Below are 24,656 nucleotides of genomic sequence, written 5' to 3' on the forward strand. Positions count from 1 at the left end.
TATGTTTCTTTTTCGAATTCGCTATTCGACTTCACGGAAACGATCCCAATCCTGAGTCTTATTTTCCATACATCGCCATTTGGGTTAAATCATATGTTATCATGATGAATGAATAAGTGATGAATGAATAACTGAATTAGTTAATAACTGAATGATCCAATAGATATACAAAAAAGGAGCTCGAATCTATATGATCAAACATTCTCCCTACATTCTGCTAGTTCTCGCCACATGTATATGGGGAGGCAATTTTGTTGCGGGCAAGGCGCTTGTCCTTCACATTCCACCGATTACGCTAGCTGCATTACGTTGGAGTATTGCTTTTATTTGTCTTCTTCCTTTCTTCGGTAGGCAGGCTTGGCAGTTAAGATCTGAGTTTCTACGCAGTTGGAAAATGATCCTTTTTCTGTCGGCAACCGGTGTTGCCGGATTCAATACGTTAACCTATGTGGCTGTCCAATATACAGGCTCGATTAATGCTTCGTTAATGAATTCGGCTACACCCATCATAGTTGTGCTTTTAACCTGGCTAGTTATGAAAGAGCGCTTCGCTTGGTCAGCTTTACCTGGAATTGTGGTGTCCATGGCCGGTGTGAGCTGGATTATTAGTCGAGGTAGTGTGTCGGCGCTGTTGAGTCTTTCCTTTAACAAAGGCGACCTGTTCATGCTAGTGGCGGTTCTGTGTTGGGCTCTATATTCGGTGGGTATGAAAAAGATGTCAGGACGATTCCCATCCAGTCCTTTTTTATTGATTCAAATGACTGTGGCTTTAGTGCTGCTGCTTCCGCTTTCGGCAGTGGAATGGGCGCTGAAGTCGCCGCATGTTGACTGGAGTCCACCTCTTGTAACAGGACTTATTTATATTGGTTTATTTGCTTCGATTGTTGCTTTCTTGAGCTGGAATCGTGCCATTGAGCTTGCTGGACCTCAGCGTTGTGCGGGTTTTCTGAATTTGATTCCGATGTTCAGCGCCGTTTTTGCAACTGCTTTTACGGGGGAAGCGTTAAGGATGTATCATCTTTTAGGGGCTATTTGGATCGTGGTTGGGGTGTATATCACGAATTATGCAATTAAGAAGCAGCAAACGAAAGGCGCAAGAATAGAGATAGCAAAAACCTAGCGGGGTTTCCGCTAGGTTTTTCATTGAATCGATTTTCTTCAAATGATGTAGATGAATATAGCATACTAAACACAAACATATTAAGAATAAAACAGATAAGGGGTGTAAGATGTTTGTAACCAAAGGCTCTCATATGTACTTGATGTTCAACAGGGAAGACCTGTAGCCGGTTTTGTTGATCAGTTTAAAGAGATCGTAGCTAGAGTTTTCCCGACCACCAAATAATTTCTTATCAGAGATGGAAATCATAAATAAGCAGGCAGCCCGCATTTTTAGCGGTTGCCTGCTGCGTTTAACTTTCATTTTCAAAAGATTAGATTCTTTTATTTCAGTTAACAGCATATGAATCAGACAAGCCTTTTACAGGAGCTGGTTTGTTTGCTTTCGTTACAAAAAAATGCAGCAATCATTTTGGGGAGTTTACTGATCTCAATGGGTATCAATTTTTTTCTTATGCCTTTTAAGGTACTAGATGGCGGGCTCATTGGAATTGCTCTTATTATCAATTATTTATTTGGACTCAAAGTGGGACTTGTTATGTTTTTGTGCAGCATTCCTATTTTTATTTTGGTGTGGTTCCATTTCAGTGACATGTTTTACAACAGCATGTATGGATTATTTTTTTCTTCATTCGTTATCGATTTCTTAGGGGCATACCGCGATTTTTTCTTATATTATGTGGATTTAACACCATTTAGCAGTTCATTGATCGGCGGATTTATTGTAGGTACTGGAATAGGAATCATGCTGCGTTATGAAACCAGTACCGGAGGGACGGACTTGCTGGCTCAATATTTTTCAAAATGGGTTCCTATCAATGTGGGAATAATTGTTTTTATAATCGATGGTATGATTATATGCCTAGGAGGACTGCTGCTTTCGGCTGAAACATTCCTGCTTTCCATCCTTACAATTACCGCAGGCGGGATAGCGACAAGTCTTTGTACGATGAAATGAAAAATCACTGAAATACTGTTTGGAATATGCAAAAAAATGCGTTCCCTACAATCGTAGAGAACGCGTTTTTTTGTCTTAATCGATTTTCTCCATATGGGCATGATTGCGGCGAAGAAGATCAACAGCAGCCGGATAATCGGCATCGCTGACTTTGGCTGAAAGTACATAATGAAGAGCATCTTCATCCTCATTCTTATCCCAATATGCATCCGAAGAATGTGTCTCGACTGTTGGCATAACACCTACAATTCCGACACCATTGTTCAGATTCGTTTCTCCGCCAGTTCCAACTCCGTCTACAAAAGGCAGCAGTACACGTCCGGTGCCATTGTAGCCGTCTGGTAATCTGCCAACTTCGAGCATGTCCGGACTATACTTCAGCAGTAGAATCCTTGCATCCTCAGCTTGATTTTCAGTGTGAAAATAGGCTTGAATCATTCGGCTCATGAAGAATCACTCCTTATACAAGGTGATGGTAAGGTTGTTCTTATAGAAAACTTACCCTGTTCGTGGAAGAAGCCTACCTTTTAATCAAAATAAATTAAACTTAGCGTAATACTCGGGATGATCGGAATTGAATTAGACGTTAATCTTGCATTATAAGCGATATTGAGAGAAGGGATTAAATCTTTTGATTGGACAATACACTGTCTTTAGTTCAAAATAGAATTAAGTGCAGGGGAGGTCAACCAACATGCCGATGAATAACTTTCGTCATTTATTACGTATTTTTTGGACGTTTCTTCGTATAAGTCCACTCACATTCGGTGGTGGTTATGCCATGCTGCCTGCCATCCAAAGAGAAGTTGTCGTTACGAACAAGTGGATGTCCGACGATGAGATGTCGGAACTGCTTGCTATTTCAGGTGCCGCTCCAGGTGGTGTAGGCGTTAATGTATCAGCTTTAGTAGGGTATCATTTAGCAGGAATAAGAGGAGCTGTAGCAGCCGTCATCGGCATTACGCTTCCTACTTTTTTTATCGTGATACTGCTTAGTATCATTTACACGTTCCTTCAAAGTTATCCCAAGATGCAAGCCATTATGGAAGGAATCCATGCCGCTATCATAGGATTGATTGCTGCCGCTGCTTACAAAATGGCGAAATCATCTATTATAGATAAAATGACGCTAATAGCCGCAGTTAGTACCGTTCTTCTGCTGCTCTTCATACCGATTTCACCCATTTTAATGATTATATTCGGCCTACTGGTCGGGATTGCCGTTGTTTTCTTGAAACAACGCTGGGGAATGAAGAATCCGATCAAGAGGCAAGAAGATGCAATGTCAGGGAACAAAAGCAATCGTGCTGCCGACTATTTCATCGCAGACGGGATATGAGGAATGAGGTGAACTATGCTTTTAAGTTTGTTTATTACTTTCTTTAAAATTGGCATGATCTCATTCGGTGGCGGTTACGCCATGATTCCTGTTATCCAACGTGAGGTAGAGAGGCATCAATGGCTCAATTTAGATGATTTTAATAACGTTATATCCTTAGCAGGTACAGGACCTGGACCGATTGCAACGAATAGTGCCACATTAATCGGTTTTCATACAGCCGGTGTGCCTGGCGCTATTGCAGCTACGCTAGGAATGGTTTTGCCTTCACTCATACTTATCATCGTATTAGCTGCTTTCTTATATAAATGGCATACGAATAAATGGTTTAAATCTTCTTTCTACGGTTTGAAACCGGTAGTAACGGGCTTTATCATTTTTGCAGCGATACACTTCGGGTTGTCGGGGTTAGGCCAAGTAGAGTACCAAATAACTTGGGACCAAATTGCGACGGTGCTTATCGCGGTAGGTGCCTTCTTGGCAATTATTAAATATAAGCTGCATCCTTTTTTGGTCATCGTATTTGCTGGTGTTATGGGCATTGTTTTTTTTCAGTGATCTATAAAGCTTCTTCTAACAGGGCTCTCTTTTCATTCCTTCAGATGGGGTGAAAGGAGAGTTTTTCGTATTATTGTGTATTATTTGTGTCGAATAGTGATAAAAAAATATTTTATGTGCTATAAACAATATTATATTCACTTATTTCGTTATATAATGTACACTATATAACAAATAGAACACACTATATAAAACAGCCTTATTGATGAGAGGAATGGGAGAATGAGCATAGAACTAAAGGTTGAACAGCTAAGAGCAGGTGCCACCCACTACAATTTGTCAGTGTCAGAGCTAATGAGAATGAGCATCGAGCGTAAAGAAGGAACTTTCGCGTCCTCTGGAGCGCTTCAAGTGAACACTGGTAAGTATACAGGGCGTTCTCCCAAGGACAAATACATTGTAAATGAAGCTTCTGTAACTGATCATATCGATTGGGGAGCTGTGAATCAGCCGATGTCGGAGCAGCAGTTCGAGCGGCTGTATCAAAAAGCGCAAGACTACATGGCAAAGAAAGAATTGTTCATCTTTGATGGGTTCGCAGGAGCAGATTTGGCGTACAGGCTGCCGATTCGAGTTGTCAATGAGTATGCTTGGCACAATTTGTTCGCAAGACAACTGTTTATCCGTCCTACTAAGATTGAACTGATGGCACATAAGCCGGAGTTCACAGTCATTGCTTTACCCGGCTTAAAAGCCGATCCTCTCACCGACGGAACTAGATCAGAAACGTTCATCTGCCTCTCCTTTGAGAAAAAGATCGTACTGATTGGGGGTACGGAGTACGCTGGTGAAATGAAGAAATCTATTTTTAGCGTTTTGAATTATATTTTGCCTGGGCAAGAAGTTCTGCCTATGCATTGCTCGGCCAATGTCAGTGAAGAAGGAAATGTAGCCTTGTTCTTCGGGTTATCTGGCACTGGGAAAACGACACTTTCCGCAGATCCGAATCGTCGTCTCATTGGCGATGATGAGCACGGCTGGTCGGAGACGGGTGTGTTTAATTTCGAGGGAGGCTGCTACGCAAAATGCGCTGGCCTTACCGAAGAGAAGGAGCCGCAGATTTGGCAGGCGATCCGATTCGGCACTGTTTTGGAGAATGTGGTGCTTGATCCTTCCAGCGGCATTGCCGAATACGGCAATACGCAGATTACGGAGAATACACGCGCAGCCTATCCTTTGGAGTATATCCCTGGAGTGAAGATTCCGGGAACCGCCGGTCACCCTGATGTCATCATGTTCCTGACGGCAGATGCTTCCGGAGTTCTGCCTCCTATATCCAAGCTGACAAAAGAACAAGCGATGTACCACTTCTTGTCTGGCTACACGTCAAAGCTTGCTGGTACGGAACGTGGAGTTACGGAACCGGAAGCCACCTTCTCTACATGTTTTGGAGCGCCTTTCCTGCCGCTTCGTCCTAACGTTTATGCACAGATGCTGGGGCGTAAGATCGAAGAACATAAGGCCAACGTGTACCTCATTAACACAGGTTGGGTCGGCGGTTCCTATGGCGAAGGCAAGCGTATGAATTTAGGTTATACAAGAGCAATGGTTACAGCAGCTCTTAACGGCAGCTTGGAGCAGACGACGTTCACGGAAGCTCCGTTCTTCGGTCTGTTATGTCCTGATGCTGTTCCAGGGGTTCCTAGCGAGCTCTTGCTGCCAAGGAACACTTGGCAAGATCAAAGTCAATATGATGTCAAGGCGAAGGAATTAGCGCAGCGTTTTATCCATAACTTCCAAAAATTCGCGGGTGTTGATGAACGTATCATCGCTGCTGGACCTAAGATTTCAAACGAAGTTTAGATGGGTTAGAATAGATAAGACATGAATGAGGAAGGGAGGGAAATATCATAGAGCTTACATCCCGACAGATGGAAATGATCGATCTCGTCAAAAAGCATGCACCTATTACAGGGGAACGAATAGCTGAATTGCTTGGAATTAGCCGTCCAACCATTCGTTCCGACCTTGCTGTTTTGGTTATGCTTCGCTATATTGACGCCAAACCAAAAGTTGGATATTTCCTAGGAACGGCTGCTCTGGAAGTAGATTCACCATTTAAACATATAGAAGCAGTAAGAGTAAAGGATGTTATGGGAATCCCCATTGTTCTAAGGGAAACCGTCACCGTAAGCGATGCTGTAGTCACTCTTTTTCTCGAAAATGTAGGAAGCTTGATTATCGTGAATATGCAAGGGACTTTAGCTGGTATTGTTACACGAAAGGACTTGCTAAAGGTTACGCTTGGGCAGGCGACGGCAAATACGATGCCCGTTTCACTAGTCATGACAAGGCATCCGAATGTTGTGACGGTAAACCCGGAAGACAGTGTATTAGAAGCAGCACGGAAAATGATTCATCATCAAGTGGATGGGCTGCCTGTGGTTAAGAGTGAGGCTGATCAAGAGCCAGGTGAAGTGGTTGGCCGAATTACGAAAACAACAATGACCAAATTGCTGCTTGATGTGGCGCTGGGGACTTAATCAGGGGGAGTGTAAGTGGGAGAGAAGATCCATACGATTTTCGTTTGTTCGGATTCAGTGGGGGAAACGGCGAATACTGTCGTACAAGCAACGATCCGCCAATTTAATGCAAGCCAAGTGCAAGTCAGACGTTTCGGATCGATCCGAACGGAAGATGAAGTACGCGCTTTAGTAGAAGAGGCAGCGAAAGTGGATGGGTTCATTGCTTATACGCTAGTACTACCTGAGCTTAGAGAGATGATGCGGCAGGAAGCCATACGTTTAAGTGTAAATGCCATTGATATCATGGGACCCATGATGCAGGCTTTCATAGATACCTTTAAGGGTTCTCCGAAGCGGAAAGTAGGTCTGCTTTATCAGCTGGATGAACAATACTACCAACGGGTTGAAGCGGTCGAGTTCACGGTAAACAGTGACGATGGCAAGGACCCAAGCGCAATGAAACAAGCACAGATTGTTTTAATTGGACCTTCCCGAACCTCCAAAACGCCACTGAGCATTTATTTGGCGCACAAAGGCTATAAGGTGGCGAATTACCCGCTTGTTCCTGAGGTAAAGCCGCCTGCAATTATATATGAGCTAGACCCGAATAAATTGATTGGTTTGACGATGAGCCCCGAGCATCTGGTACGTATTCGTACAGAACGTTTGAAAGCGGTCGGACTTCCTTTTGGCGCTAAATATGCGACAGGGGAGCGAGTCGAAGAGGAGTTGTCATTCGCAATGAAATTATATCGTGAGCTTGGTTGTAAGATCATCGATGTAAGTGAGAAGGCCATTGAAGAAACGGCTGGCCTGATTCTAGCAGACAGATAGCCAGGAAGCCAACATTTCCTAATAGAAAGGGTGAATGATGTATGCAAAGAGATTTGTCTCTGGAAATTGTACGAGTAACAGAATCTGCAGCTTTGGCGTCCGCACGTTGGACGGGAAAAGGGAATAAACACAGCGCTGACGAGGCAGCAACTTCTGCTATGCGTTCTATTTTTAGCTCCATTCCTTTTCGAGGAACGGTTGTCATTGGTGAAGGTGAGATGGATGAAGCCCCGATGCTGTTCATCGGTGAGTCTTTAGGAAATGGGTTGGGTCCCGAATATGATGTGGCTGTTGATCCGCTCGAAGGTACCGATATTGTAGCTAGCGGCAGGAGTAATGCCCTTTCCGTGGTAGCCATAGCTGAGAAAGGGAACCTGCTGCATGCACCGGATATGTATATGGAGAAGCTGGCAGTAGGACCGCGGTTGGTTGGCAAATTGAATTTGGATGATCCCTTAGAACTAACGATTAGAAAGGCTGCTCTTCAGTTACAAAAAGAGATAACAGAGCTGACTGTCTCCATCCTGGATCGCAAAAGACATGCAGATAAAATCCTTGTATTAAGGACGCTAGGTGTCAAAATTCATTTACTGAACGATGGCGATGTGGCGGGTGCTATGGCTGCCGCTTTCCCTGAAACGGGCATTGATCTGCACGTAGGTTCCGGAGGCGCACCGGAAGGGGTGCTCGCCGCGGCTGCACTACGTTGTATGGGAGGCGAATTTCAAGGACGGCTTCTTCCCGATAACGAAGAAGAAATACTACGATGCAAGCAAATGGGGATTGCTGATCCATCCAAAGTGCTTGGAATGCGCGAGTTAGTAGGCGAATCTGACATTTATTTCGCTGCAACTGGTGTAACCTCGGGCGACTTCCTGAGCGGAGTTAAATTTCTATTTGGCGGTCGCGCAGAAACACATTCGGTCGTTATGAGGGCGCAAACTCAGACGGTCCGTTTCATCCAATGCGTGCATCAGATGCATGAGTACCACCTCGGGAGCGCCTGAGCAGACATAAAGGGACTACATAAACGCATGCAAAGAAATCTCTCTTTGGTTTAAAGGGAGATTTCTTTGTGTTTAAAAATAGATCAATTTTATGTGGTATTGTTTTCTTGGCACGATTATTGCTAGATAAAAGAAGGAGAAAGCGTCATCATACGGCTGGAGATGATAAACAGGAGAACTGTAGGATGTTACCATAAGCAAAATGGGTTTAAATAGAGCTATAATTGATTTATAATAATCGTAAGCGTTTTCAATAAAAGTGACTTATGCTCAACACGAAAAGTAAGTATTGCCATGGATAAACGCAAGGAGGAACCAGGTATGAGAGCAGGCCATAGTCTAACACAAGTGCAGAACCAAAAGCTAACAATGACTCCTGAACTGCAACAGTCCATTCATATATTGCAATTATCAAGCTATGAGTTGTCGCAGTACCTCCAAGAGCAAGCCTTGGAAAACCCTATACTGGACATCGAATCTTTCACAAGTTCTTATTTGAAATCGGGTAAATCTTCACAAATAGCTGGGTCCATCACAGATCCGCTATGGAAGGCGAAGGCGAGGGAGGAAACATTGGAGCAGTGGCTTCTTAGCCAACTGCGGATAGCAGGGGTTTCCGATACCTTATATCAGACGGCAGCCTATCTGGCAGGAAATTTAGATGATAGAGGTTATTTACCCCTTTCCATTACGGAAGTAAGCTCGTTTATGAATAAGCCTAAAGAGGTTGTCGAAGAAGCGCTAACTTGTATACAGTCGCTGGATCCGCCGGGCGTAGGAGCTAGAGACTTGCAGGAATGCTTATTGCTGCAGATTTCTAAGGATCATGCCGCACCGCATGGCACTTTTGAAGTAGTCAGTCAATGTATGCAGCTGCTTGCTCAAATGAAGCTGGATAAGATTGCGGTGCAGTTAGGTGTAACACTCATGCAAGTGAAGGAGATCGTCACCTATATTCGTAGTTTGAATCCACGTCCTGGTATGGCCTTCAGCTGGATCGAAGAATCTTATCTCATTCCCGATGCTACTATTTATAAAGAACATGGGAACATCGTGATTCAAATGAATGCGGGCGCAGTCCCTAAGACCTCAGTTAATACGGACTATTATACTCATATCCAGCATGCAGGTTGTAAAGAATCGGTGTCCTTTCTGAAAGAAAAATGGAAAACAGCCGATTGGATTGTGCGCAGCCTGGAGCAGCGGAAGATGACCCTGTACCGGGTCATTCGGGCTATTTTTGAAGAACAGCTGGCGTTTTTAGAAATCGGCGAACGTGGCATGAAGCCCTTAACTTTAAAAATGATTTCCGAGAAACTTGACCTCCATGAATCTACGATTAGTAGGACGGTACAAAACAAGTACATTCGTACCCCCTATGGCGTGCTTGAGCTTAAATATTTCTTTTCTTCGGGGCTGCAATCAGATGTAGGTGAACTAACGTCTATCAAAACAATCAAGATAAGAATCAAAGAACTCATTTCACAGGAACATAAGAAACAGCCTTATTCTGATCAAAAGGTTGTAGAAATTTTATCGGAAGAGGGCATTCGTATTTCACGCAGAACGGTGACCAAATATCGTGAAGAGCTGCATATTTTATCTTCTGCACTGCGTAAGAATATTTTGTAAGCATAAACCCGTCAGAGGCAATTCCTCTCGGCGGGTTTTTCTTGTCTTTCAACTATGCAAAAGGTAGTTATTATTCAAAAATGCATATATGCAGATCAGTCCCAAGAGAATCCAACGGTTGCAACTGCATACATAATGAAGCTAATTCTCAATTCGCCTCCTAAGTTACGCATTGGCACTGTTCTTGCTGATATAAAAAGTTATAAAGATATCAAGAAAAACTACATTGAATGAGGTGCCCATGATGCTAAGTATCGACGCAAAAAGAGAAACAGCGCATTCTACAGCTTCTACAGAAAGTATGGCAGTTGAAAATCCCTTAACCGCCTTTCAATCCCTATTAAAAGAAGCGACTGACCTACTGCTGTATCCCGAACCCGTTTATCAGTTGTTAAAAGATCCGATCCGATTCCTAGAAGTGAAGATTCCGGTTCGGATGGATGATGGCAAAACGAAAATGTTTGCCGGATACCGATCTCAGCATAACGATGCCATTGGCCCAACCAAAGGCGGTATTCGGTTCCACCCCGAAGTCACTCCTGAAGAAGTGAAAGCGCTCTCTGGCTGGATGAGCTTGAAATGCGGTATCACCGATCTGCCCTATGGGGGAGCAAAGGGAGGCGTCATATGCGATCCAAGATCGATGAGCTTGGGCGAGCTAGAGCGGTTGAGCCGTGGGTACGTGAGAGCAATCAGTCAATTGGTCGGACCTTCCAAGGATATTCCTGCACCTGATGTATTTACGAATTCGCAAATTATGGCATGGATGGCTGATGAATATGATCATATCCGCGAGAATGATTCGCCTAGTTTTATCACAGGAAAACCGATTATTTTAGGTGGATCCTTAGGCAGGGAAACCGCAACCTCCAAAGGGGTACTATACATTTTGAAGCTGGCAAGTCAATTGAAGAATCTCCCATTGGATAAGATGCGGGTCATCGTGCAAGGATTCGGTAACGTAGGAAGTCATTTGGCGCAGATGCTTTACATGGAAGGAGTTATGGTCGTTGGGATTTCTGATGCCTTAGGTGCAATTTACGACGAAAATGGACTGGACATTCCCTATTTGATGGACCGCCGAGACTCCTTTGGTACGATAACGAATTTATTTTCAAACACGATCACTAATCAGGAATTACTTGAAAAAGAATGCGAGATTCTTGTGCCTGCAGCTTTAGGCGGTCAAATTACAGAAGAAAATGCAAGTAAGATAAATTGTCAGATTGTTGTGGAAGCTGCTAATGGCCCAACGACAATTGAAGCAACCAAAATATTAGAAGAACGCGGCGTGATGGTAGTTCCTGATATTTTGGCCAACTCCGGCGGGGTAATTGTTTCTTACTTTGAATGGGTTCAGAATAATCAAGGATTCTACTGGACGGAAGAAGACGTGGATCAAAAGCTAAAGGCAAAAATCGAAGCGAGTTTCTACAAAGTATATAAAACCGCGCAAACCTATGGAGTGGATATGAGAATGGCGGCTTATATGGAAGGAGTACGCAAACTAGCGGAAGCCTCATTGGCCCGTGGATGGGTCAACAGAACTTAATTGAAGGAGAATGGATCCTATGAAATTAGATATCTTGTATGACGAGACCGAAAGACCATTCACACGTTATGTTTCCTATGCAGCTATGAATAAGCGATACGATTTTGGGTTGGTTTATACGAAGCAGTTTTTCGGAAAAACGATTGTCTTCTCTATACAAAGTATGCAGATGATCTTTATGTCTTATGATGATATTTTGGATGATACTTTTTGGATTGAGAAATTGGATATACACGCACAGGATGTTGAGGCTGTGAAGGAGTTTTTACAAAACGTGTTGGTTCCTCTCCACAGTTTGATGACGCAATACTGATTATGCAATTTTGCATAATATGCTTTTTTGCATAAGAAGCAGGTCTTCGAAAGCTGATTTTTGCGTGGAAAAGTGGGCTTCGGTCTTTGGCATCATTATTGCTAAGTCATAAGTTGAGTCTTTCAATAGCTGAAGGAAGTGATAAAAATGATTCATCTAAAGATGTATATCAATGGCATATGGGTAAAGGCAATAAGCGGAAAAACTCGTGAGATTATCAATCCGGCGAATGGGGAAGTCATTGCTCTTGCCGCCGAGGGGGACGAAGAAGATGCTCGCCTGGCCATACAAATAGCAAGGGAAACCTTTGATCGCGGCGATTGGTCTGAAATGCCTGCTGCCAAGCGTGCATCGTATTTATTTGCCATAGCGAATAAGCTTGAAGAAAAAGCTAAGGAAATCGCTCAGCTTGAAACGCTCGATAATGGCAAGCCCTTGAGAGAAGCTAGGTTCGATGTAGCGGATGCTGTAGCTTGCTTTCGATATTATGCCGGTTTGGTAACCAAACCGCATGGACAGACTTACCAGGTGGCAGACCCTGTGCAGACCCTTGTCATCCATGAACCGATCGGTGTATGCGGATTAATCGTTCCATGGAACTATCCGTTGTTGATGGCCGTCTGGAAAATAGCTCCTGCCTTAGCTGCAGGAAATACGATTATATTCAAACCGTCTGAGGTCACTCCAGTCTCGGCTATGAAGTTGTTTGAAATCATTGATGAAGCGGGAGTGCCGCATGGCGTTGCGAATATGGTGATGGGTGCGGGAGCAGCGGTTGGAAATGAGTTAGCCGAAAGTATCTTGGTTGATAAAATTTCATTTACAGGCGGTACCGCGACGGGGCGCAGCATTATGAAAGCGGCAGCAGGCAATATCAAGAAGATTTCCTTAGAGCTCGGCGGAAAATCCCCAAATATCGTGTTTGCTGATGCTGATTTTGAAATCGCTGTGGACTATGCCTTATTTGGTATTTTTGCCAATCAAGGTCAAGTCTGTGCTGCCGGATCTCGATTGCTTTTGCAAGATTCGATTTATGATTCGTTTATTGAACGTCTCGCCCAAAGAGCGCAGCAAATCCGAATAGGTAAAGGGGATGACCCCAATACCGAAATGGGACCGTTAATTAGCGGGGCTCATATGGAGAAAGTGCTGAGTTATATTGAAATCGGCAAGCTGGAAGGCGCTCGTCTCCTATGTGGTGGGCATCGAATGACGAAAGATGGACTAGATAAAGGTTATTTCGTGGAACCGACGATATTTGTGGATACGACGCCAACGATGCGCATCGTGCAGGAAGAAATCTTTGGGCCTGTGCTTGTTGTTCAGAAATTTACGGATGAGGCCGATGCGATCCGAGTGGCTAATGATTCTCCGTATGGTTTGGCTGCTGGTGTCTTTACCAATGATGGCGCCAAGGCGCTTCGTGTTATTAAAAAGCTTCGCGCAGGCATCACATGGATTAATACCTATCATAATACTTACAATGAAGCGCCGTGGGGCGGTTACAAGCAAAGCGGGATTGGGCGCGGCCTTGGGACTCATGGATATGAAGAATTTACAGAAGTGAAGCAGATTAATATCAATTTAGACATCCAGCTAATAGGTTGGTTCGAAAATTAACAGAGGAGAGACTTTGAGCTACGCTCAGGGATCCCAACAAAGGAGAGACTTTGAGCTACGCTCAAAGATCCCTATATTAGGAGGATACGACTATGAATAAAACATCAGTGCCAACAGAGGGAAAAGAAGAGTTAATGACTAAATATGCGGATGTTTATGCGTATACGAATAAAGTGCTTGGTTTAATCGAGAAGCAAGATATTAATAAAGAAGAGGCTGCGTGGATTACGAAACAAACGGTTGAAAATTTCCGTGATCACGTCAATCCAGGTTTTCTCTCCTATCGCAAATCGGTAACCAAAGACGGTCAGTTCGCTGCCGTAGAATGGAAAGACTCTGGACTTAACTGTTTCATGGACGTAAATGGCAAAGAATATATTGATTGTCTAGGCGGGTTTGGCATTTATAATGTTGGCCATGGACATCCCAAAGTTAAACAAGCCGTTATCAATCAGTTGAGCCGACAAGCGCTGCATAGTCAGGATTTGCTTGATCCGCTTCGTGCTATTTTGGCCAAAATTGTTGCCGATGTTTCACCAGGAGATTTGAAATATGCGTTTTTTACGAATAGCGGGACTGAATCTGTAGAAGCGGCGTTGAAGCTTGCCAAAATGCATAGCGAACGGACGACGTTTATCGCAACAACCCGGGCTTTCCATGGAAAAAGTCTTGGAGCTTTGTCAGGTACGGCGAAAGGGATGTTCCGCAAACCGTTCCTTCCTATGATTCCTGGCTTCCGCCATGTTCATTTTGGCGACATCGACATGATGAGAAAGACGTTCGAGGCGTGTTCGATGGTTGGCGAGGAAGTAGCTGCTGTTCTTCTTGAACCGATTCAAGGAGAAGGCGGCGTTATCCTTCCTCCGGATGGCTACTTGAAGCAAGTTCGCGAGCTCTGCGACGAATTCGGTGCGCTCTTAATCTTTGATGAAGTTCAAACGGGTATGGGACGTACGGGAAAAATGTTCTGCTCGGAACATTACGATGTAGTTCCAGATATTATGTGTCTAGCCAAAGCGTTTGGCGGAGGCATTATGCCTGCGGGAGCGGTCATTGCCAAAGAGGACGTATTCAAAAGCTTCTTCCCGAATCCATTTATGCATACGACTACATTTGGCGGAAACCCGCTAGCTTGTGCGGCGGCTATTGCTACCTTTAACGTTCTGATTGAGGAAAACCTGCCTGCCAGAGCAGCGGAGCTTGGGGAGTATATGCTGAAAGGGCTTCGCGAGGCAGCTGCTGATTACAGGGATAAAGTGTTGGAAATCCGCGGGCTGGGACTTCTGATTGGTATTGAGTTCCATAACGATGAGATCGGGTATGAAGTATCCAAAGGTTTATTTGATAATGGGATCCTTGTTGCCGGAACGCTCATTAATGCCAAAACGATTCGGATCGAGCCGCCTCTAACGATTACTTACGAGCAAGCTGATATCGTCATTACTGAATTTAAGAAAGTACTTGGACAAGTACGGATCTAATGAAGTTAGAAAAGGAGGCTGCTTATGGCCTTCTTTTTCCATTGTAAAACAGCAGGTGCTTATTATTGTATAATACAGGTATACAGTTTAAACATCTTAGGGGGAGCATTAAATGGCTACACAATGGTATGTTAGGAAAGCTTATACAGTCACTTTCGACTCTTCTGCAAATGATGTATGGGATTTGATGTCTCAGTATAACGAACCCTATGTTTTCATAACAGACCCGGATCAAGCAGGTAAAATTATTGCTTATATTCGTAATACAGACATTATGCCGTCTGTAGGCAATAAGGAATGGATGAATAGACAGATTAGCTCATTTCCGTTTCATACCCATATCATGTTCATTCAGCAGGAAGCGGATATGCTGGATTTTTTCAAGGTGTTTGGTGAAGAAGTCGTCGTTATTCTTAATGCGCAAAGTCAGCAGGTGGGTTATTTACAGCGGGAAGATGTTCTGTATTATTTGCTGACGAATCAATCCTCAGGTTCAGATTGGATGCGTTCACTGCTGAATTCGATCCCTATGGGGATTATGATTGTTGATGTTCATGGACGAATAGAAAACTTTAGTTCAGAGGCTCTTCGAATGATTCGAATGAATCCGGAAGAGCTGCGCAAGCAGCGAATCGGTGATCTATTTGGTGAGGAACAGTTCAAGAAGGTCATTGATCATGGTGAAGTCACGTTAAATCATATTATCGTCAACGATCGCATTGGCGTTCTAGCTGACTTTGGTCCGATTCGGAACAAGCATGGCAATGTGACGGGTGCGATCGTTGTCCTACAGGATTTACCGTATATTGAGAACATGGCGATGGAGCTTGAATATGTCAAAAATCTCAATACGGATTTGCAGGCCATTCTATCCTCGATTTACGATGAAATCATCGTTGTGAACGAGAAGGGGGTTCTGCTCAGGTACAGCGGCAATTTAATTCAAGATTTCTGGGAAATCGATAAACAGCAGCTAATCGGCATTAACCTGATGGAGCTCGAGCATGAGGGTACTTTTTTTTCAGCTATTGTGAAGATGGTTCTAGAACGAAAAAGAAAAATATCCGTGACCCAGGAAAGTAAATCCGGAAAGAATGTGTTGGCTGTAGGTAACCCAATCTTTGATGATAAGGGGAAATTAGAACGTATCGTCATTGCCCTGCGGAATATTACGGAAACCATGATGCTAAAAGAAGAATTGCGCAATGTCAAAAAAATGTCAGAACGGTACAAAAAAGAACTGGAACATTTGCGTGATCAGAAAAATTATACCAGTCCTCGTCAGATGATTTATGGCAGCGAGGTCATTGAGAAGGTCATGAAATATATTCACAAGGTTGCCAATGTGAGCTCGACCGTTCTACTTACCGGTGAATCCGGAGTCGGCAAAGAAGTGTTTGCCCGTACGATTTATGAAATAGGGCCGAGAAGCAATAAACCGTTCATTAAAGTCAATTGCGGGGCAATCCCAGAAAGTTTGCTCGAGAGCGAATTATTCGGTTACGTAAAAGGCGCTTTTACAGGTGCCAATACGACAGGCAAGATGGGCTATTTTGAAATGGCGAATAAAGGGATTATCTTCTTGGATGAAATTGCCGAGATGCCATTGAACTTGCAAGTGAGATTATTACGTGTGCTGCAAGAACGGGAAATTACCCCTATTGGGGGGACAAGCGTTGTCGAAGTAGATGTGCAGATCATCACCGCAACGAATAAGAATCTCGAGAAAATGGTGGAGGAAGGGACGTTCCGGGAGGATCTTTATTACCGCCTGAATGTGATTCCCATTCACATTCCCTCGCTTCGGGAAAGACCGGAGGATATTCCTTTATTAAGTTTACACTTTTTGCAGAAATTCAATGAAAAATACGAACGTAATAATCAACTCTCCCAAGATGCCTTAGATGTGCTTGAATCTTATTCTTGGCCAGGAAATGTACGGGAGCTGCAAAATATTATTGAACGTGTCTCGGTAACCACAGACGAAGAATTAATTGATTCGAATCAAATTACACCCCTGTTGAAAAAAGGTAAACAAAATCAAGTACAGCGGAAAGTAAGCAAAATCGTTCCCTTAAAGGATGCGACGAAAGCGTTGGAGGAACACTTGATCAAAATGGCGATGGATGAATACAAAACGACATCTTTGGCTGCCAAAGCGCTGGGAGTTAGTCAATCCACAATTAGTAGGAAATATCAAGAAATCCAAGAGAAGCTTGAACGGGGTGAAGAAATTGGGATTTAGATTTGATGTGATAACACCATTCGCCGGAACGATAGATCGAATATATTACGCAGCAGGGGAAAGCGTAGAAGAGGGAGCCGTATTGCTATCTCTTCAATCAAGCGGCTTGGTCCACCAGATTCTATCGCCGGTTACAGGTTATTTGGATAGTGCTGAAGTTTCTCAAGGAGATTTTGTTATATCTGGAATGATTGTGGCTTGTATTTTAGAAGCTGAAAAGACAGAAGAAGAGTCGGCTGTATAAGCCATAAGAAACTGTTATCAGGAAACTGTGACAGTTTTTTTTGTTTTGTGAATCGGATTATTCGAAATTAATTGAATTAACGATGTTTTCCATCGTTAGATGTGTTACATGTTGAACTGCATCCTCTATAACGATGTATTGTATCGTTGTTGAGGTATAAGCCGACTAGCGCGATGTTGTAAAAACTGCAACAATTCTGCCAAGATTCCGCCTCTCTCTCTTCGTTGTTGTATCATGTACAACAATTTTGCCCTATACAGGCCATTTCGCAACAAATGCGTTCAAATTGTTGTACAAACTGCAACATCAAGTAGCAAATTTGCCTTTTGGCGTGTGAATTGTTGTATTAATTACAACAATGGTAACCAACTATCGCCCATCTACCCTAACGAAGATGCCTGAATGACTGGCCCGTACCCGTCAATCTCCAAAGGCGGCCCATAAACAATTTATCCGCATAACCGTGCCCTTCCGTCAGTCTTCTAAGTTGCTCTCCGCGTCGTTGATAAACACGTCATATGAGATATCAAAACCCAATCATGGCACACCCCCATACAAAAAAAACCGCTCCCTAAGCAGCATGTGCTGGATAGGAAAGCGGCGTGTACTAAACGGACCGTCAAAACTATGAATTAATACAGATATTGCAGCGTAGTTGTATGAAAGGAGTCAATTACTACGAACAACATTACTACCAGCCGCGCTGAGCCATAAGCTCACTTGGTTGCAAGGTAGAAAGTTCAATTCCTTTCATGGCGGTGCCTAAATTTTTGGATACGGAGGCTATCAGTGCATAGTCTGTATAATGAGTAGTCGCTGCGACAATCGCGCGAGCAAATTTCTCTGGACTTTCGGATTTAAAAATGCCGGAACCAACGAAGACCCCTTCCGATCCCAGATGCATCATTAAAGCTGCATCCGCAGGAGTTGCTACACCGCCTGCAGCAAAATTGACAACAGGTAGCTTACCGGTTCTATGCACAAGCTCTATCAATTCATATGGGGCTCCAAGTTGTTTGGCTTCAGCCATCAATTCATCAGAAGACATGCTTTGCACTTTTCGAATTTGCTGCTGCATCGTACGCATATGACGGACGGCCTCAACGATATTGCCCGTGCCTGGTTCGCCTTTCGTACGAATCATAGAAGCACCTTCACCGATTCTACGGAGTGCTTCCCCTAGATCTCTGGCGCCGCATACAAATGGAACGGTAAAATCTTTTTTGTTGATATGATAGACTTCATCTGCTGGAGTAAGCACTTCACTTTCATCAAGATAGTCTACTCCCATTGATTCCAGAACGCGTGCCTCAACATAATGGCCTATTCTGGCTTTGGCCATAACGGGGATGGAAACAGCCTTGATCACCTCTTCGACCACAGATAAATCAGCCATTCTGGCTACTCCACCAGCTGCGCGAATATCGGAAGGGACTCGTTCTAAAGCCATAACGGCTACAGCTCCGGCTTGTTCTGCAATCTTAGCTTGTTCTGCATTCACGACATCCATGATGACGCCGCCTTTTTGCATTTCAGCCATCCCGCGTTTAATTCTGTCTGTTCCTACTTGTGTCATGTTGTATACTCCTCCTGCAATATGAATCTAAATGAATTGTACGATACACAGTATACTAGCAAAATGTATGCCAACTTTAGGCTCAGGGATAACAGGGTTAATGAAAGCCGAAACATGCATTTGTGCATGAACTATTCAAAAATGCATAAATGCAACCTCGACTCGTTAATTGAGTCTTTTCAGTTGGGCTGTTATAACGTAAGCTTTGATCTACTGCTCAGTGGCATCGTTATTGCTAGAAGAATATACATATGCTAATTTCAGCGTTGTTACTAAGGAGGATGCTTAACATGAGCACTAATAATCGACAATTTGTATCTATCACAAGTTCAGTACCAGGAGTGAAATCACTGGAACTGCTTGAGCAAAGAAAAAGATATGTACCTAAAGGGGTTAGCAATAATACACCTATTTTTGTTGAAAAAGCAGAAGGGGCTTTATTGCACGACGTAGATGGCAATGTATTTTTAGATTTTGTTGGTGCGATCGGTTCATTAAATGCAGGACACTGCCCGCCGGAAGTAGTACAGGCTATTCAAAAACAAGCAGAATTATATCTGCATACTTGCTTCCATATTGCGATGTACGAACCTTACGTGCAGCTTGCCAAGAAATTAGATGAAATCACGCCAGGTAACTTCGAGAAAAAGACGATTTTTCTTAACAGTGGCGCGGAAGCCGTAGAAAATGCGGTGAAGATCGCTCGGAAATACACAGGGAAAACAGGTATCGTCTCGTTTACTCGCGGGTTTCATGGACGTACATTACTTGGCATGTCACTGACTAGTAAAGTAAAGCCATATAAATTTAATATGGGACCCTTTGCCCCGGCTACCTATAAAGCTCCGTTCCCGTATCCCTTCAACCGTCCTGCATCGATGACGGAGGAAGAATACGCCGATTTTTGCCTGAAGCAGTTTGAAGACTTCCTATTTACGGAAGTGGCACCAGAAGAGATTGCCGCAGTTATTATGGAGCCTGTACAGGGAGAAGGCGGCTTTATAGTGCCTCCAAAATCTTTTGTGCAAGGTGTGTACAAAATCTGTAAGCAGAATGACATTCTTTTTATCGCGGATGAGATTCAGACGGGTTTTGGACGGACAGGTACGATGTTTGCTTCCAGTCAATTCGGTATTGAGCCGGATTTAATGACGTTATCTAAATCAATTGCGGCGGGACTTCCCATTAGCGCAGTGGTAGGCAGAGCGGGAATTATGGATGCACCTGGACCAGGTGAAATCGGGGGCACCTACGGTGGGAGCCCGTTAGGCTGCGTTGCTGCTTTGGCTGTTATTGAAATGATGGAGCGAGACGACCTTCCAGGGAAATCCAAAATCATAGGTGATAAAATCCGCAGTTTCTTTGTAGCATTGCAAGAAGATGTTCCACATATTGCTGATGTGAGAGGACTTGGAGCGATGTGCGGTATTGAGTTTGTGGATCCCGTGACGGGTAAGCCCTCCAAAGAACTGGTAGCTAGCTGCGTAAAAGCCTGCTATGAAGCGGGCGTAATCGTTCTGAGCGCAGGAGTTCAAGGTAACGTTCTGCGTTTCCTCACGCCGCTAGTCATTACAGATGAGCAGCTTCAAGAGGGGCTGGACATTATCGGCGATGTTCTAAGGAAGTTAGTTCCGGCCAAATTAACGATGGGGGTATGATGTTCGTATGAAAAAACATTTATTTATTAATGGAAAATGGAAAGAAGCAGCCGTTTATACCGATTTATTCTCGCCTTATTCGGGGGAACTTATTGCTCAGGTAGCTCAAGCAGATGATGAGGATGCAGAAGACGCGATCCAGGCAGCCGAGGCTGCAAGTACGATTATGAAGAAAATGACTGCACACGAACGCGCAGCAATTTTGGAGAAAACTGCGCTTCTGATGGAAGAGCGCAAAGAGGAATTAGCCCGTCTGCTGGCGATGGAAGCGGCCAAACCGATAAGAACAGGCAGAACGGAAATTTCTCGAACGATTCATACTTACAAATTTGCCGCAGAAGAAGCTAAACGCATTCACGGTGAGACTGTACCGCTAGATGCAGCACCGGGTGGCGAGGGGCGTCTAGCGTTCACCGTGCGTAAACCGCTTGGCATTGTAGGAGCTATAACACCATTTAATTTCCCGTTCAACCTTGTTGCCCATAAAGTGGGGCCTGCGATTGCAGCCGGCAACACGGTTGTATTGAAACCAGCAGGTCAAACACCGTTAAGCTCACTTGCGCTAGCTGAGATCATGCTTGAAGCCGGTTTACCTGCAGGGGCACTTAACGTTATCCCGGGCAAAGGATCAGTCATTGGTGAGAAGCTGGTACGTGATCGGAGAATTGCGGCTATCACGTTTACAGGCAGTCCAGAAGTGGGCATTGCGATGAGGAATAAAGCAGGTCTTAAACGAGTCACCCTTGAGTTAGGATCCAATTCAGCCGTAATCATAGACAGTAATGTGGATATAACGCAACATCTAGTGGATCGTTGTGTGCTGGGAGCATTCTCGTTCAGCGGTCAAGTGTGCATCTCCATTCAACGTATTTATGTTCATGAAAGCAAATACGAAGCCTTTGCAGCTATGTTCAAAACCGCGGTAGAGAGATTGGTCATTGGTGATCCGCTTGAGGAAGCTACTGATATGTCGGCGCTAATCTCCAGCAAAGAGGTTGACCGCATCGCGAGTTGGGTATCCGCTGCCATAGCGGGTGGAGCGATTGCTCTGTCCGGAGGCAAAGCGCTGTCACCGAGCCTATTTCCGCCAACGATACTGACAAATGTTGCTGAAACAGCAACGGTCTCGTGCCAAGAGGTCTTCGGTCCCGTTGTGACACTGACTCCCTTTACCACGTTGGATGAAGCGGTCTCAGCCGTCAACAACTCCCGGTTTGGTCTGCAAGCAGGAATCTACACAAACGATATCAATGCAGCGTTAAGAGCTGCTGAAGATTTAGAGGTAGGCGGCGTGATGATCAACGACATTCCTACCTTCCGCGTCGACAACATGCCCTATGGAGGGCTCAAAGATAGCGGAGTTGGCCGTGAGGGTGTGAAATATGCGGTGGAGGAAATGACTGAGCTGAAGCTAATCAGTCTGAAGTTGTAATCATATCGAAACTGACGCGAGTTACGGACGTGCTGATAGGCCACAGCTAGCGCTACTGCTGCCAAGCGAAGCCCGCTTGCTAAGCGCCGAAAAGGCGCTTACAGCCCGTTCGCACAGCGCGGGCCCGCTCGATAAGCGCAGAAAAGGCGTTTACAGCCCGTCGCGCCGCGTGAATCCCGGTCGTTAAGGTTTAGGTTTGTATCTGAAATTTCACAATGAAAGGCCATCTCATGGATGACTTGGAATTTCAGATAAAGAGTAGAACAGAAGGAGGATGGGAATGGGAGGGAAAGCGATAGCGTCCGTATTCTCTTTATCCACCAAATGTATACATTAAACAAGGACCTGAGGCGGGCCTCAGGTCCTTTGTTTAACATGTAATTTATAAGTTTTGGGTGGGGTTAACTCAAAAGTGTTCGTATGATTAAGAACGTCTCGAATTTTTACGCAAAAGAACCTCCAATTCTGCTAACACAGTGGTGAAGTGGGAAATGGAGGCTCTTTATTGCTGATTTGACATGTCATACATACATATCCATTTCTATTTTGCGTACAAACCTAGCCTTTGGCTAGGTCATTTAAAAAATCTACATTGAGCTATGGAATGAATAAGCAAGCTAGGTGTGCTAATTCCTTCTAACTATGGAGGTATCTTGTGAGATAAGACAACAGATCGTGCTAATGTTCTACATAACGCTAGATTCTGGGAGCATTAGGGAACAATAAGCAAACGTAGCTTGCTTAAGCATCCATAACAGGAGCTATTTGAACAAATAAGAACCATCAGTTGCCCTATTTTCCGTATCGATCCGCGTTAAACGGGTCCCCTTCGGAAAATGGAGGTTCTTTTGTTTATGAAATTTGACTCATAAAGAGTACTCGAAAATCATAAATAGGTTTTGAGACAGCCCTATTAATTGGAGCGCCGCGGAATAGTGAATTAATAATGAGAAATGCACGCTTAATATCGGAGGATACATCCGGAACCTCTGTAAAGTTTGCTGATGCGATGAAATTCATCTCTAAAGTGTGGGAATAGTGTTTATGTGCTGCTTGCAAGAGCTGATTTTGTATGAGACGCATTTTATTGGGGAACCACCCAGCGCAGAAAAAATTGAAAAACCTCCTCATGCTTGAGGAGGCTATCGTTCTGTGCAAAAAAAGAATGGACCAATGAAGTCCATTCTTTTTTTTCCTAAATTTAGCAAGCTCGATTTACAATTCGACGACAGAAAGGCTATCCAATCGTGGGTCATCGACTTCTTCAACAACAGCAGCGAATGGATTTTTTCTGAAGAATTTAGTCGCAAAGAGAAGGTAAATGAATCCAATAGAAGCCCAACCGATGCCAAGCATAAAGGCACTTTTCTCCAGATTAAACCAGAGGATTGATACAAGAGAGGCTCCGATTAATGGCATAATTACATTGGAGACAAATCCTTTTAACGTTCTGTACATCTTCAACTTTACAGCATAATGGGCAATAACAGATAAATTAACGAATGTGAAGGCGATAAGAGCTCCAAAGCTGATAAAAGCAACGGCTATTTCTAGACTAAAGAATAAGGCGGATAGGGAAACAATACCGACCAGAATGACATTGTAAAAAGGCGTTCTATAGGTTGGATGAACATAGCCGAAAAATTTGCGGGGAAGAATATTATCCCGTCCCATTACGTACAAAATGCGCGATACACTTGCGTGTGACGAAAGTCCTGAAGCTAGTTGGGCTGCAATGGCTGCTGAAAGGAAAAATATTTGAAATATTTTACCCCCTATATAAAGAGCAATTTCGGGCGCAGCGGCTTCCGGATCATGGAACAAGGAGTCATCAGGAAATGCTGCTTGTACGAAGTAAGAAGTGACAATAAAAATAACACCGCCAATTAGTGCTGTAAGAAAAATAGCCCGCGGGATCGTCTTTGTCGGGTTTGGTGTTTCTTCCGCATACGTAGTCACCGCATCAAATCCCAAAAATGAAAAACACAAAATGGTTGCACCTGTTACTAGTATGGAGAACTTCATGTCAGGTTTATAAATAGGCTGAATGGTGAATGCGCTGCCATAACCTATGCCATTGTTAAGTGCATGAAAGGCTAGAATGATAAAAAATACAGTAATCAGCACTTGAAACAAAACCAAAAATGCATTTAGTCGGGATGTCGTATTAAGACCCATTAAATTGACAAAGGTCAGCAATAGTACAAAACTAACAACCCATATCCATGACGGCACGCCTGGAAAAAAAGCGGTGAGGTAAATCTTAGCTAATAAAGCAGTAATCATAGGTATCATTAAATAATCTAGCAGTGAAGCCCATCCAACAAGAAATCCTAAATTGGGATCAATCGTTTTTTGCGTGTACGTATACGCGGATCCTGCGCTTGGAAAAGCACGTACCATTTTACCATAACTGAAAGCTGTAAATAACAAGGCAATTAAAGCAATGACATAAGCAGTCGGAACATGTCCATTCGTCGCCTCAGCTGTAATTCCAAACGTATCAAATACAGACATTGGCGTCATATACCCAATACCAAGCATTACAATCGGCCAAAGTCCAAGTGAACGCTTTAATGTTACCGTTTTTTCCATTTACCATTCCTCCTCATGAATTGAAGGT

At 43.9% G+C, this 24,656-nt stretch carries 20 protein-coding genes; 17 read left to right on the forward strand and 3 right to left on the reverse strand.

The genetic code is table 11. The features are described 5' to 3' along the window. The first annotated feature begins 190 nt into the window (after positions 1–190). Entirely contained in the window at positions 191–1,120 is a 930-nt protein-coding gene (locus AC58U0_RS16865) for a DMT family transporter (RefSeq protein ID WP_497380141.1), read from the forward strand. A gap of 342 nt (positions 1,121–1,462) precedes the next feature. Further along, positions 1,463–2,077 (forward strand): YitT family protein, encoded by a 615-nt coding sequence (locus tag AC58U0_RS16870; protein ID WP_497380142.1) that lies wholly within the window; start codon positions 1,463–1,465, stop codon positions 2,075–2,077. 75 nt (positions 2,078–2,152) lie between these two features. Here the strand turns inward: AC58U0_RS16870 and AC58U0_RS16875 are convergent, their stop codons facing one another. Next, positions 2,153–2,524 (reverse strand): hypothetical protein, encoded by a 372-nt coding sequence (locus tag AC58U0_RS16875; RefSeq protein WP_497380143.1) that lies wholly within the window; start codon positions 2,522–2,524, stop codon positions 2,153–2,155. Between the two features lie 247 nt (positions 2,525–2,771). On the opposite strand from AC58U0_RS16875, the gene AC58U0_RS16880 reads away from it, so the two are divergent. The 13 genes from AC58U0_RS16880 (at position 2,772) to AC58U0_RS16940 (ending at position 17,367) form a co-directional block, all read left to right on the forward strand. Continuing rightward, the gene (locus tag AC58U0_RS16880) at positions 2,772–3,416 is read left to right on the forward strand and encodes a chromate transporter (RefSeq protein WP_497380144.1); all 645 of its coding nucleotides are present in this window, start codon (positions 2,772–2,774) and stop codon (positions 3,414–3,416) included. A 15-nt stretch (positions 3,417–3,431) separates the two neighbouring features. Beyond that, positions 3,432–3,974, forward strand: coding sequence for a chromate transporter (locus AC58U0_RS16885; protein ID WP_497380145.1), 543 nt, complete (start codon positions 3,432–3,434; stop codon positions 3,972–3,974). 222 nt (positions 3,975–4,196) lie between these two features. Beyond that, on the forward strand, positions 4,197–5,777 hold the full coding sequence (gene pckA / locus AC58U0_RS16890) for a phosphoenolpyruvate carboxykinase (ATP) (protein WP_497380146.1): 1,581 nt from the start codon (positions 4,197–4,199) through the stop codon (positions 5,775–5,777). A 68-nt stretch (positions 5,778–5,845) separates the two neighbouring features. After that, positions 5,846–6,457, forward strand: a complete 612-nt coding sequence (locus AC58U0_RS16895; RefSeq protein WP_057306512.1) for a helix-turn-helix transcriptional regulator — start codon at positions 5,846–5,848, stop codon at positions 6,455–6,457. A gap of 15 nt (positions 6,458–6,472) precedes the next feature. Beyond that, positions 6,473–7,273, forward strand: coding sequence for a pyruvate, water dikinase regulatory protein (locus AC58U0_RS16900; protein ID WP_497380148.1), 801 nt, complete (start codon positions 6,473–6,475; stop codon positions 7,271–7,273). A 41-nt stretch (positions 7,274–7,314) separates the two neighbouring features. Next, a complete protein-coding gene (glpX, locus tag AC58U0_RS16905; protein ID WP_497380150.1) occupies positions 7,315–8,280 on the forward strand; it encodes a class II fructose-bisphosphatase in 966 nt (321 codons plus the stop codon). A 321-nt stretch (positions 8,281–8,601) separates the two neighbouring features. Beyond that, a complete protein-coding gene (gene rpoN, locus AC58U0_RS16910) occupies positions 8,602–9,912 on the forward strand; it encodes an RNA polymerase factor sigma-54 (protein WP_497380151.1) in 1,311 nt (436 codons plus the stop codon). 301 nt (positions 9,913–10,213) lie between these two features. Beyond that, positions 10,214–11,464: a Glu/Leu/Phe/Val family dehydrogenase gene (locus AC58U0_RS16915; protein WP_497380195.1), complete on the forward strand. Its 1,251-nt coding sequence runs from the start codon at positions 10,214–10,216 to the stop codon at positions 11,462–11,464. 19 nt (positions 11,465–11,483) lie between these two features. Further along, positions 11,484–11,777: an SAV0927 family protein gene (locus AC58U0_RS16920; protein ID WP_497380152.1), complete on the forward strand. Its 294-nt coding sequence runs from the start codon at positions 11,484–11,486 to the stop codon at positions 11,775–11,777. Positions 11,778–11,924: 147 nt separating this feature from the next. Beyond that, entirely contained in the window at positions 11,925–13,397 is a 1,473-nt protein-coding gene (locus AC58U0_RS16925) for an aldehyde dehydrogenase family protein (RefSeq protein WP_497380153.1), read from the forward strand. A 134-nt stretch (positions 13,398–13,531) separates the two neighbouring features. Then, positions 13,532–14,878, forward strand: a complete 1,347-nt coding sequence (locus AC58U0_RS16930; protein WP_497380196.1) for a putrescine aminotransferase — start codon at positions 13,532–13,534, stop codon at positions 14,876–14,878. Positions 14,879–14,990: 112 nt separating this feature from the next. After that, entirely contained in the window at positions 14,991–17,123 is a 2,133-nt protein-coding gene (locus AC58U0_RS16935; RefSeq protein WP_497380154.1) for a sigma-54 interaction domain-containing protein, read from the forward strand. Beyond that, the gene (locus tag AC58U0_RS16940; RefSeq protein ID WP_497380155.1) at positions 17,113–17,367 is read left to right on the forward strand and encodes a biotin/lipoyl-containing protein; all 255 of its coding nucleotides are present in this window, start codon (positions 17,113–17,115) and stop codon (positions 17,365–17,367) included. Before AC58U0_RS16935 ends, AC58U0_RS16940 begins: the two co-directional genes overlap by 11 nt. 691 nt (positions 17,368–18,058) lie before the next feature. Here the strand turns inward: AC58U0_RS16940 and pdxS are convergent. Continuing rightward, on the reverse strand, positions 18,059–18,943 hold the full coding sequence (pdxS, locus tag AC58U0_RS16945) for a pyridoxal 5'-phosphate synthase lyase subunit PdxS (protein ID WP_497380156.1): 885 nt from the start codon (positions 18,941–18,943) through the stop codon (positions 18,059–18,061). A gap of 290 nt (positions 18,944–19,233) precedes the next feature. On the opposite strand from pdxS, the gene gabT reads away from it, so the two are divergent. Then, positions 19,234–20,601, forward strand: coding sequence for a 4-aminobutyrate--2-oxoglutarate transaminase (gene gabT, locus AC58U0_RS16950; protein ID WP_497380157.1), 1,368 nt, complete (start codon positions 19,234–19,236; stop codon positions 20,599–20,601). A 7-nt stretch (positions 20,602–20,608) separates the two neighbouring features. Then, the gene (locus tag AC58U0_RS16955) at positions 20,609–22,033 is read left to right on the forward strand and encodes an aldehyde dehydrogenase family protein (RefSeq protein WP_497380159.1); all 1,425 of its coding nucleotides are present in this window, start codon (positions 20,609–20,611) and stop codon (positions 22,031–22,033) included. 1,215 nt (positions 22,034–23,248) lie between these two features. On the opposite strand, the gene AC58U0_RS16960 is transcribed toward AC58U0_RS16955, so the two are convergent. Further along, on the reverse strand, positions 23,249–24,628 hold the full coding sequence (locus tag AC58U0_RS16960) for an APC family permease (RefSeq protein WP_497380161.1): 1,380 nt from the start codon (positions 24,626–24,628) through the stop codon (positions 23,249–23,251). Between the last annotated feature and the right edge of the window lie 28 nt (positions 24,629–24,656).

The sequence above is a fragment of the Paenibacillus sp. J31P190 genome (assembly GCF_059692075.1).

What these genes read in the sequence shown, in the direction of transcription:
- AC58U0_RS16865 (WP_497380141.1), top strand. Translation starts at nt 191, where the DNA reads ATGATCAAACATTCTCCCTACATTCTGCTAGTTCTCGCCACATGTATA.
- AC58U0_RS16870 (WP_497380142.1), top strand. Translation starts at nt 1,463, where the DNA reads ATGAATCAGACAAGCCTTTTACAGGAGCTGGTTTGTTTGCTTTCGTTA.
- AC58U0_RS16875 (WP_497380143.1), bottom strand. Translation starts at nt 2,524, where the DNA reads ATGAGCCGAATGATTCAAGCCTATTTTCACACTGAAAATCAAGCTGAG.
- AC58U0_RS16880 (WP_497380144.1), top strand. Translation starts at nt 2,772, where the DNA reads ATGCCGATGAATAACTTTCGTCATTTATTACGTATTTTTTGGACGTTT.
- AC58U0_RS16885 (WP_497380145.1), top strand. Translation starts at nt 3,432, where the DNA reads ATGCTTTTAAGTTTGTTTATTACTTTCTTTAAAATTGGCATGATCTCA.
- pckA (WP_497380146.1), top strand. Translation starts at nt 4,197, where the DNA reads ATGAGCATAGAACTAAAGGTTGAACAGCTAAGAGCAGGTGCCACCCAC.
- AC58U0_RS16895 (WP_057306512.1), top strand. Translation starts at nt 5,846, where the DNA reads ATGGAAATGATCGATCTCGTCAAAAAGCATGCACCTATTACAGGGGAA.
- glpX (WP_497380150.1), top strand. Translation starts at nt 7,315, where the DNA reads ATGCAAAGAGATTTGTCTCTGGAAATTGTACGAGTAACAGAATCTGCA.
- rpoN (WP_497380151.1), top strand. Translation starts at nt 8,602, where the DNA reads ATGAGAGCAGGCCATAGTCTAACACAAGTGCAGAACCAAAAGCTAACA.
- AC58U0_RS16915 (WP_497380195.1), top strand. Translation starts at nt 10,214, where the DNA reads ATGGCAGTTGAAAATCCCTTAACCGCCTTTCAATCCCTATTAAAAGAA.
- AC58U0_RS16920 (WP_497380152.1), top strand. Translation starts at nt 11,484, where the DNA reads ATGAAATTAGATATCTTGTATGACGAGACCGAAAGACCATTCACACGT.
- AC58U0_RS16925 (WP_497380153.1), top strand. Translation starts at nt 11,925, where the DNA reads ATGATTCATCTAAAGATGTATATCAATGGCATATGGGTAAAGGCAATA.
- AC58U0_RS16930 (WP_497380196.1), top strand. Translation starts at nt 13,532, where the DNA reads ATGACTAAATATGCGGATGTTTATGCGTATACGAATAAAGTGCTTGGT.
- AC58U0_RS16935 (WP_497380154.1), top strand. Translation starts at nt 14,991, where the DNA reads ATGGCTACACAATGGTATGTTAGGAAAGCTTATACAGTCACTTTCGAC.
- pdxS (WP_497380156.1), bottom strand. Translation starts at nt 18,943, where the DNA reads ATGACACAAGTAGGAACAGACAGAATTAAACGCGGGATGGCTGAAATG.
- gabT (WP_497380157.1), top strand. Translation starts at nt 19,234, where the DNA reads ATGAGCACTAATAATCGACAATTTGTATCTATCACAAGTTCAGTACCA.
- AC58U0_RS16955 (WP_497380159.1), top strand. Translation starts at nt 20,609, where the DNA reads ATGAAAAAACATTTATTTATTAATGGAAAATGGAAAGAAGCAGCCGTT.
- AC58U0_RS16960 (WP_497380161.1), bottom strand. Translation starts at nt 24,628, where the DNA reads ATGGAAAAAACGGTAACATTAAAGCGTTCACTTGGACTTTGGCCGATT.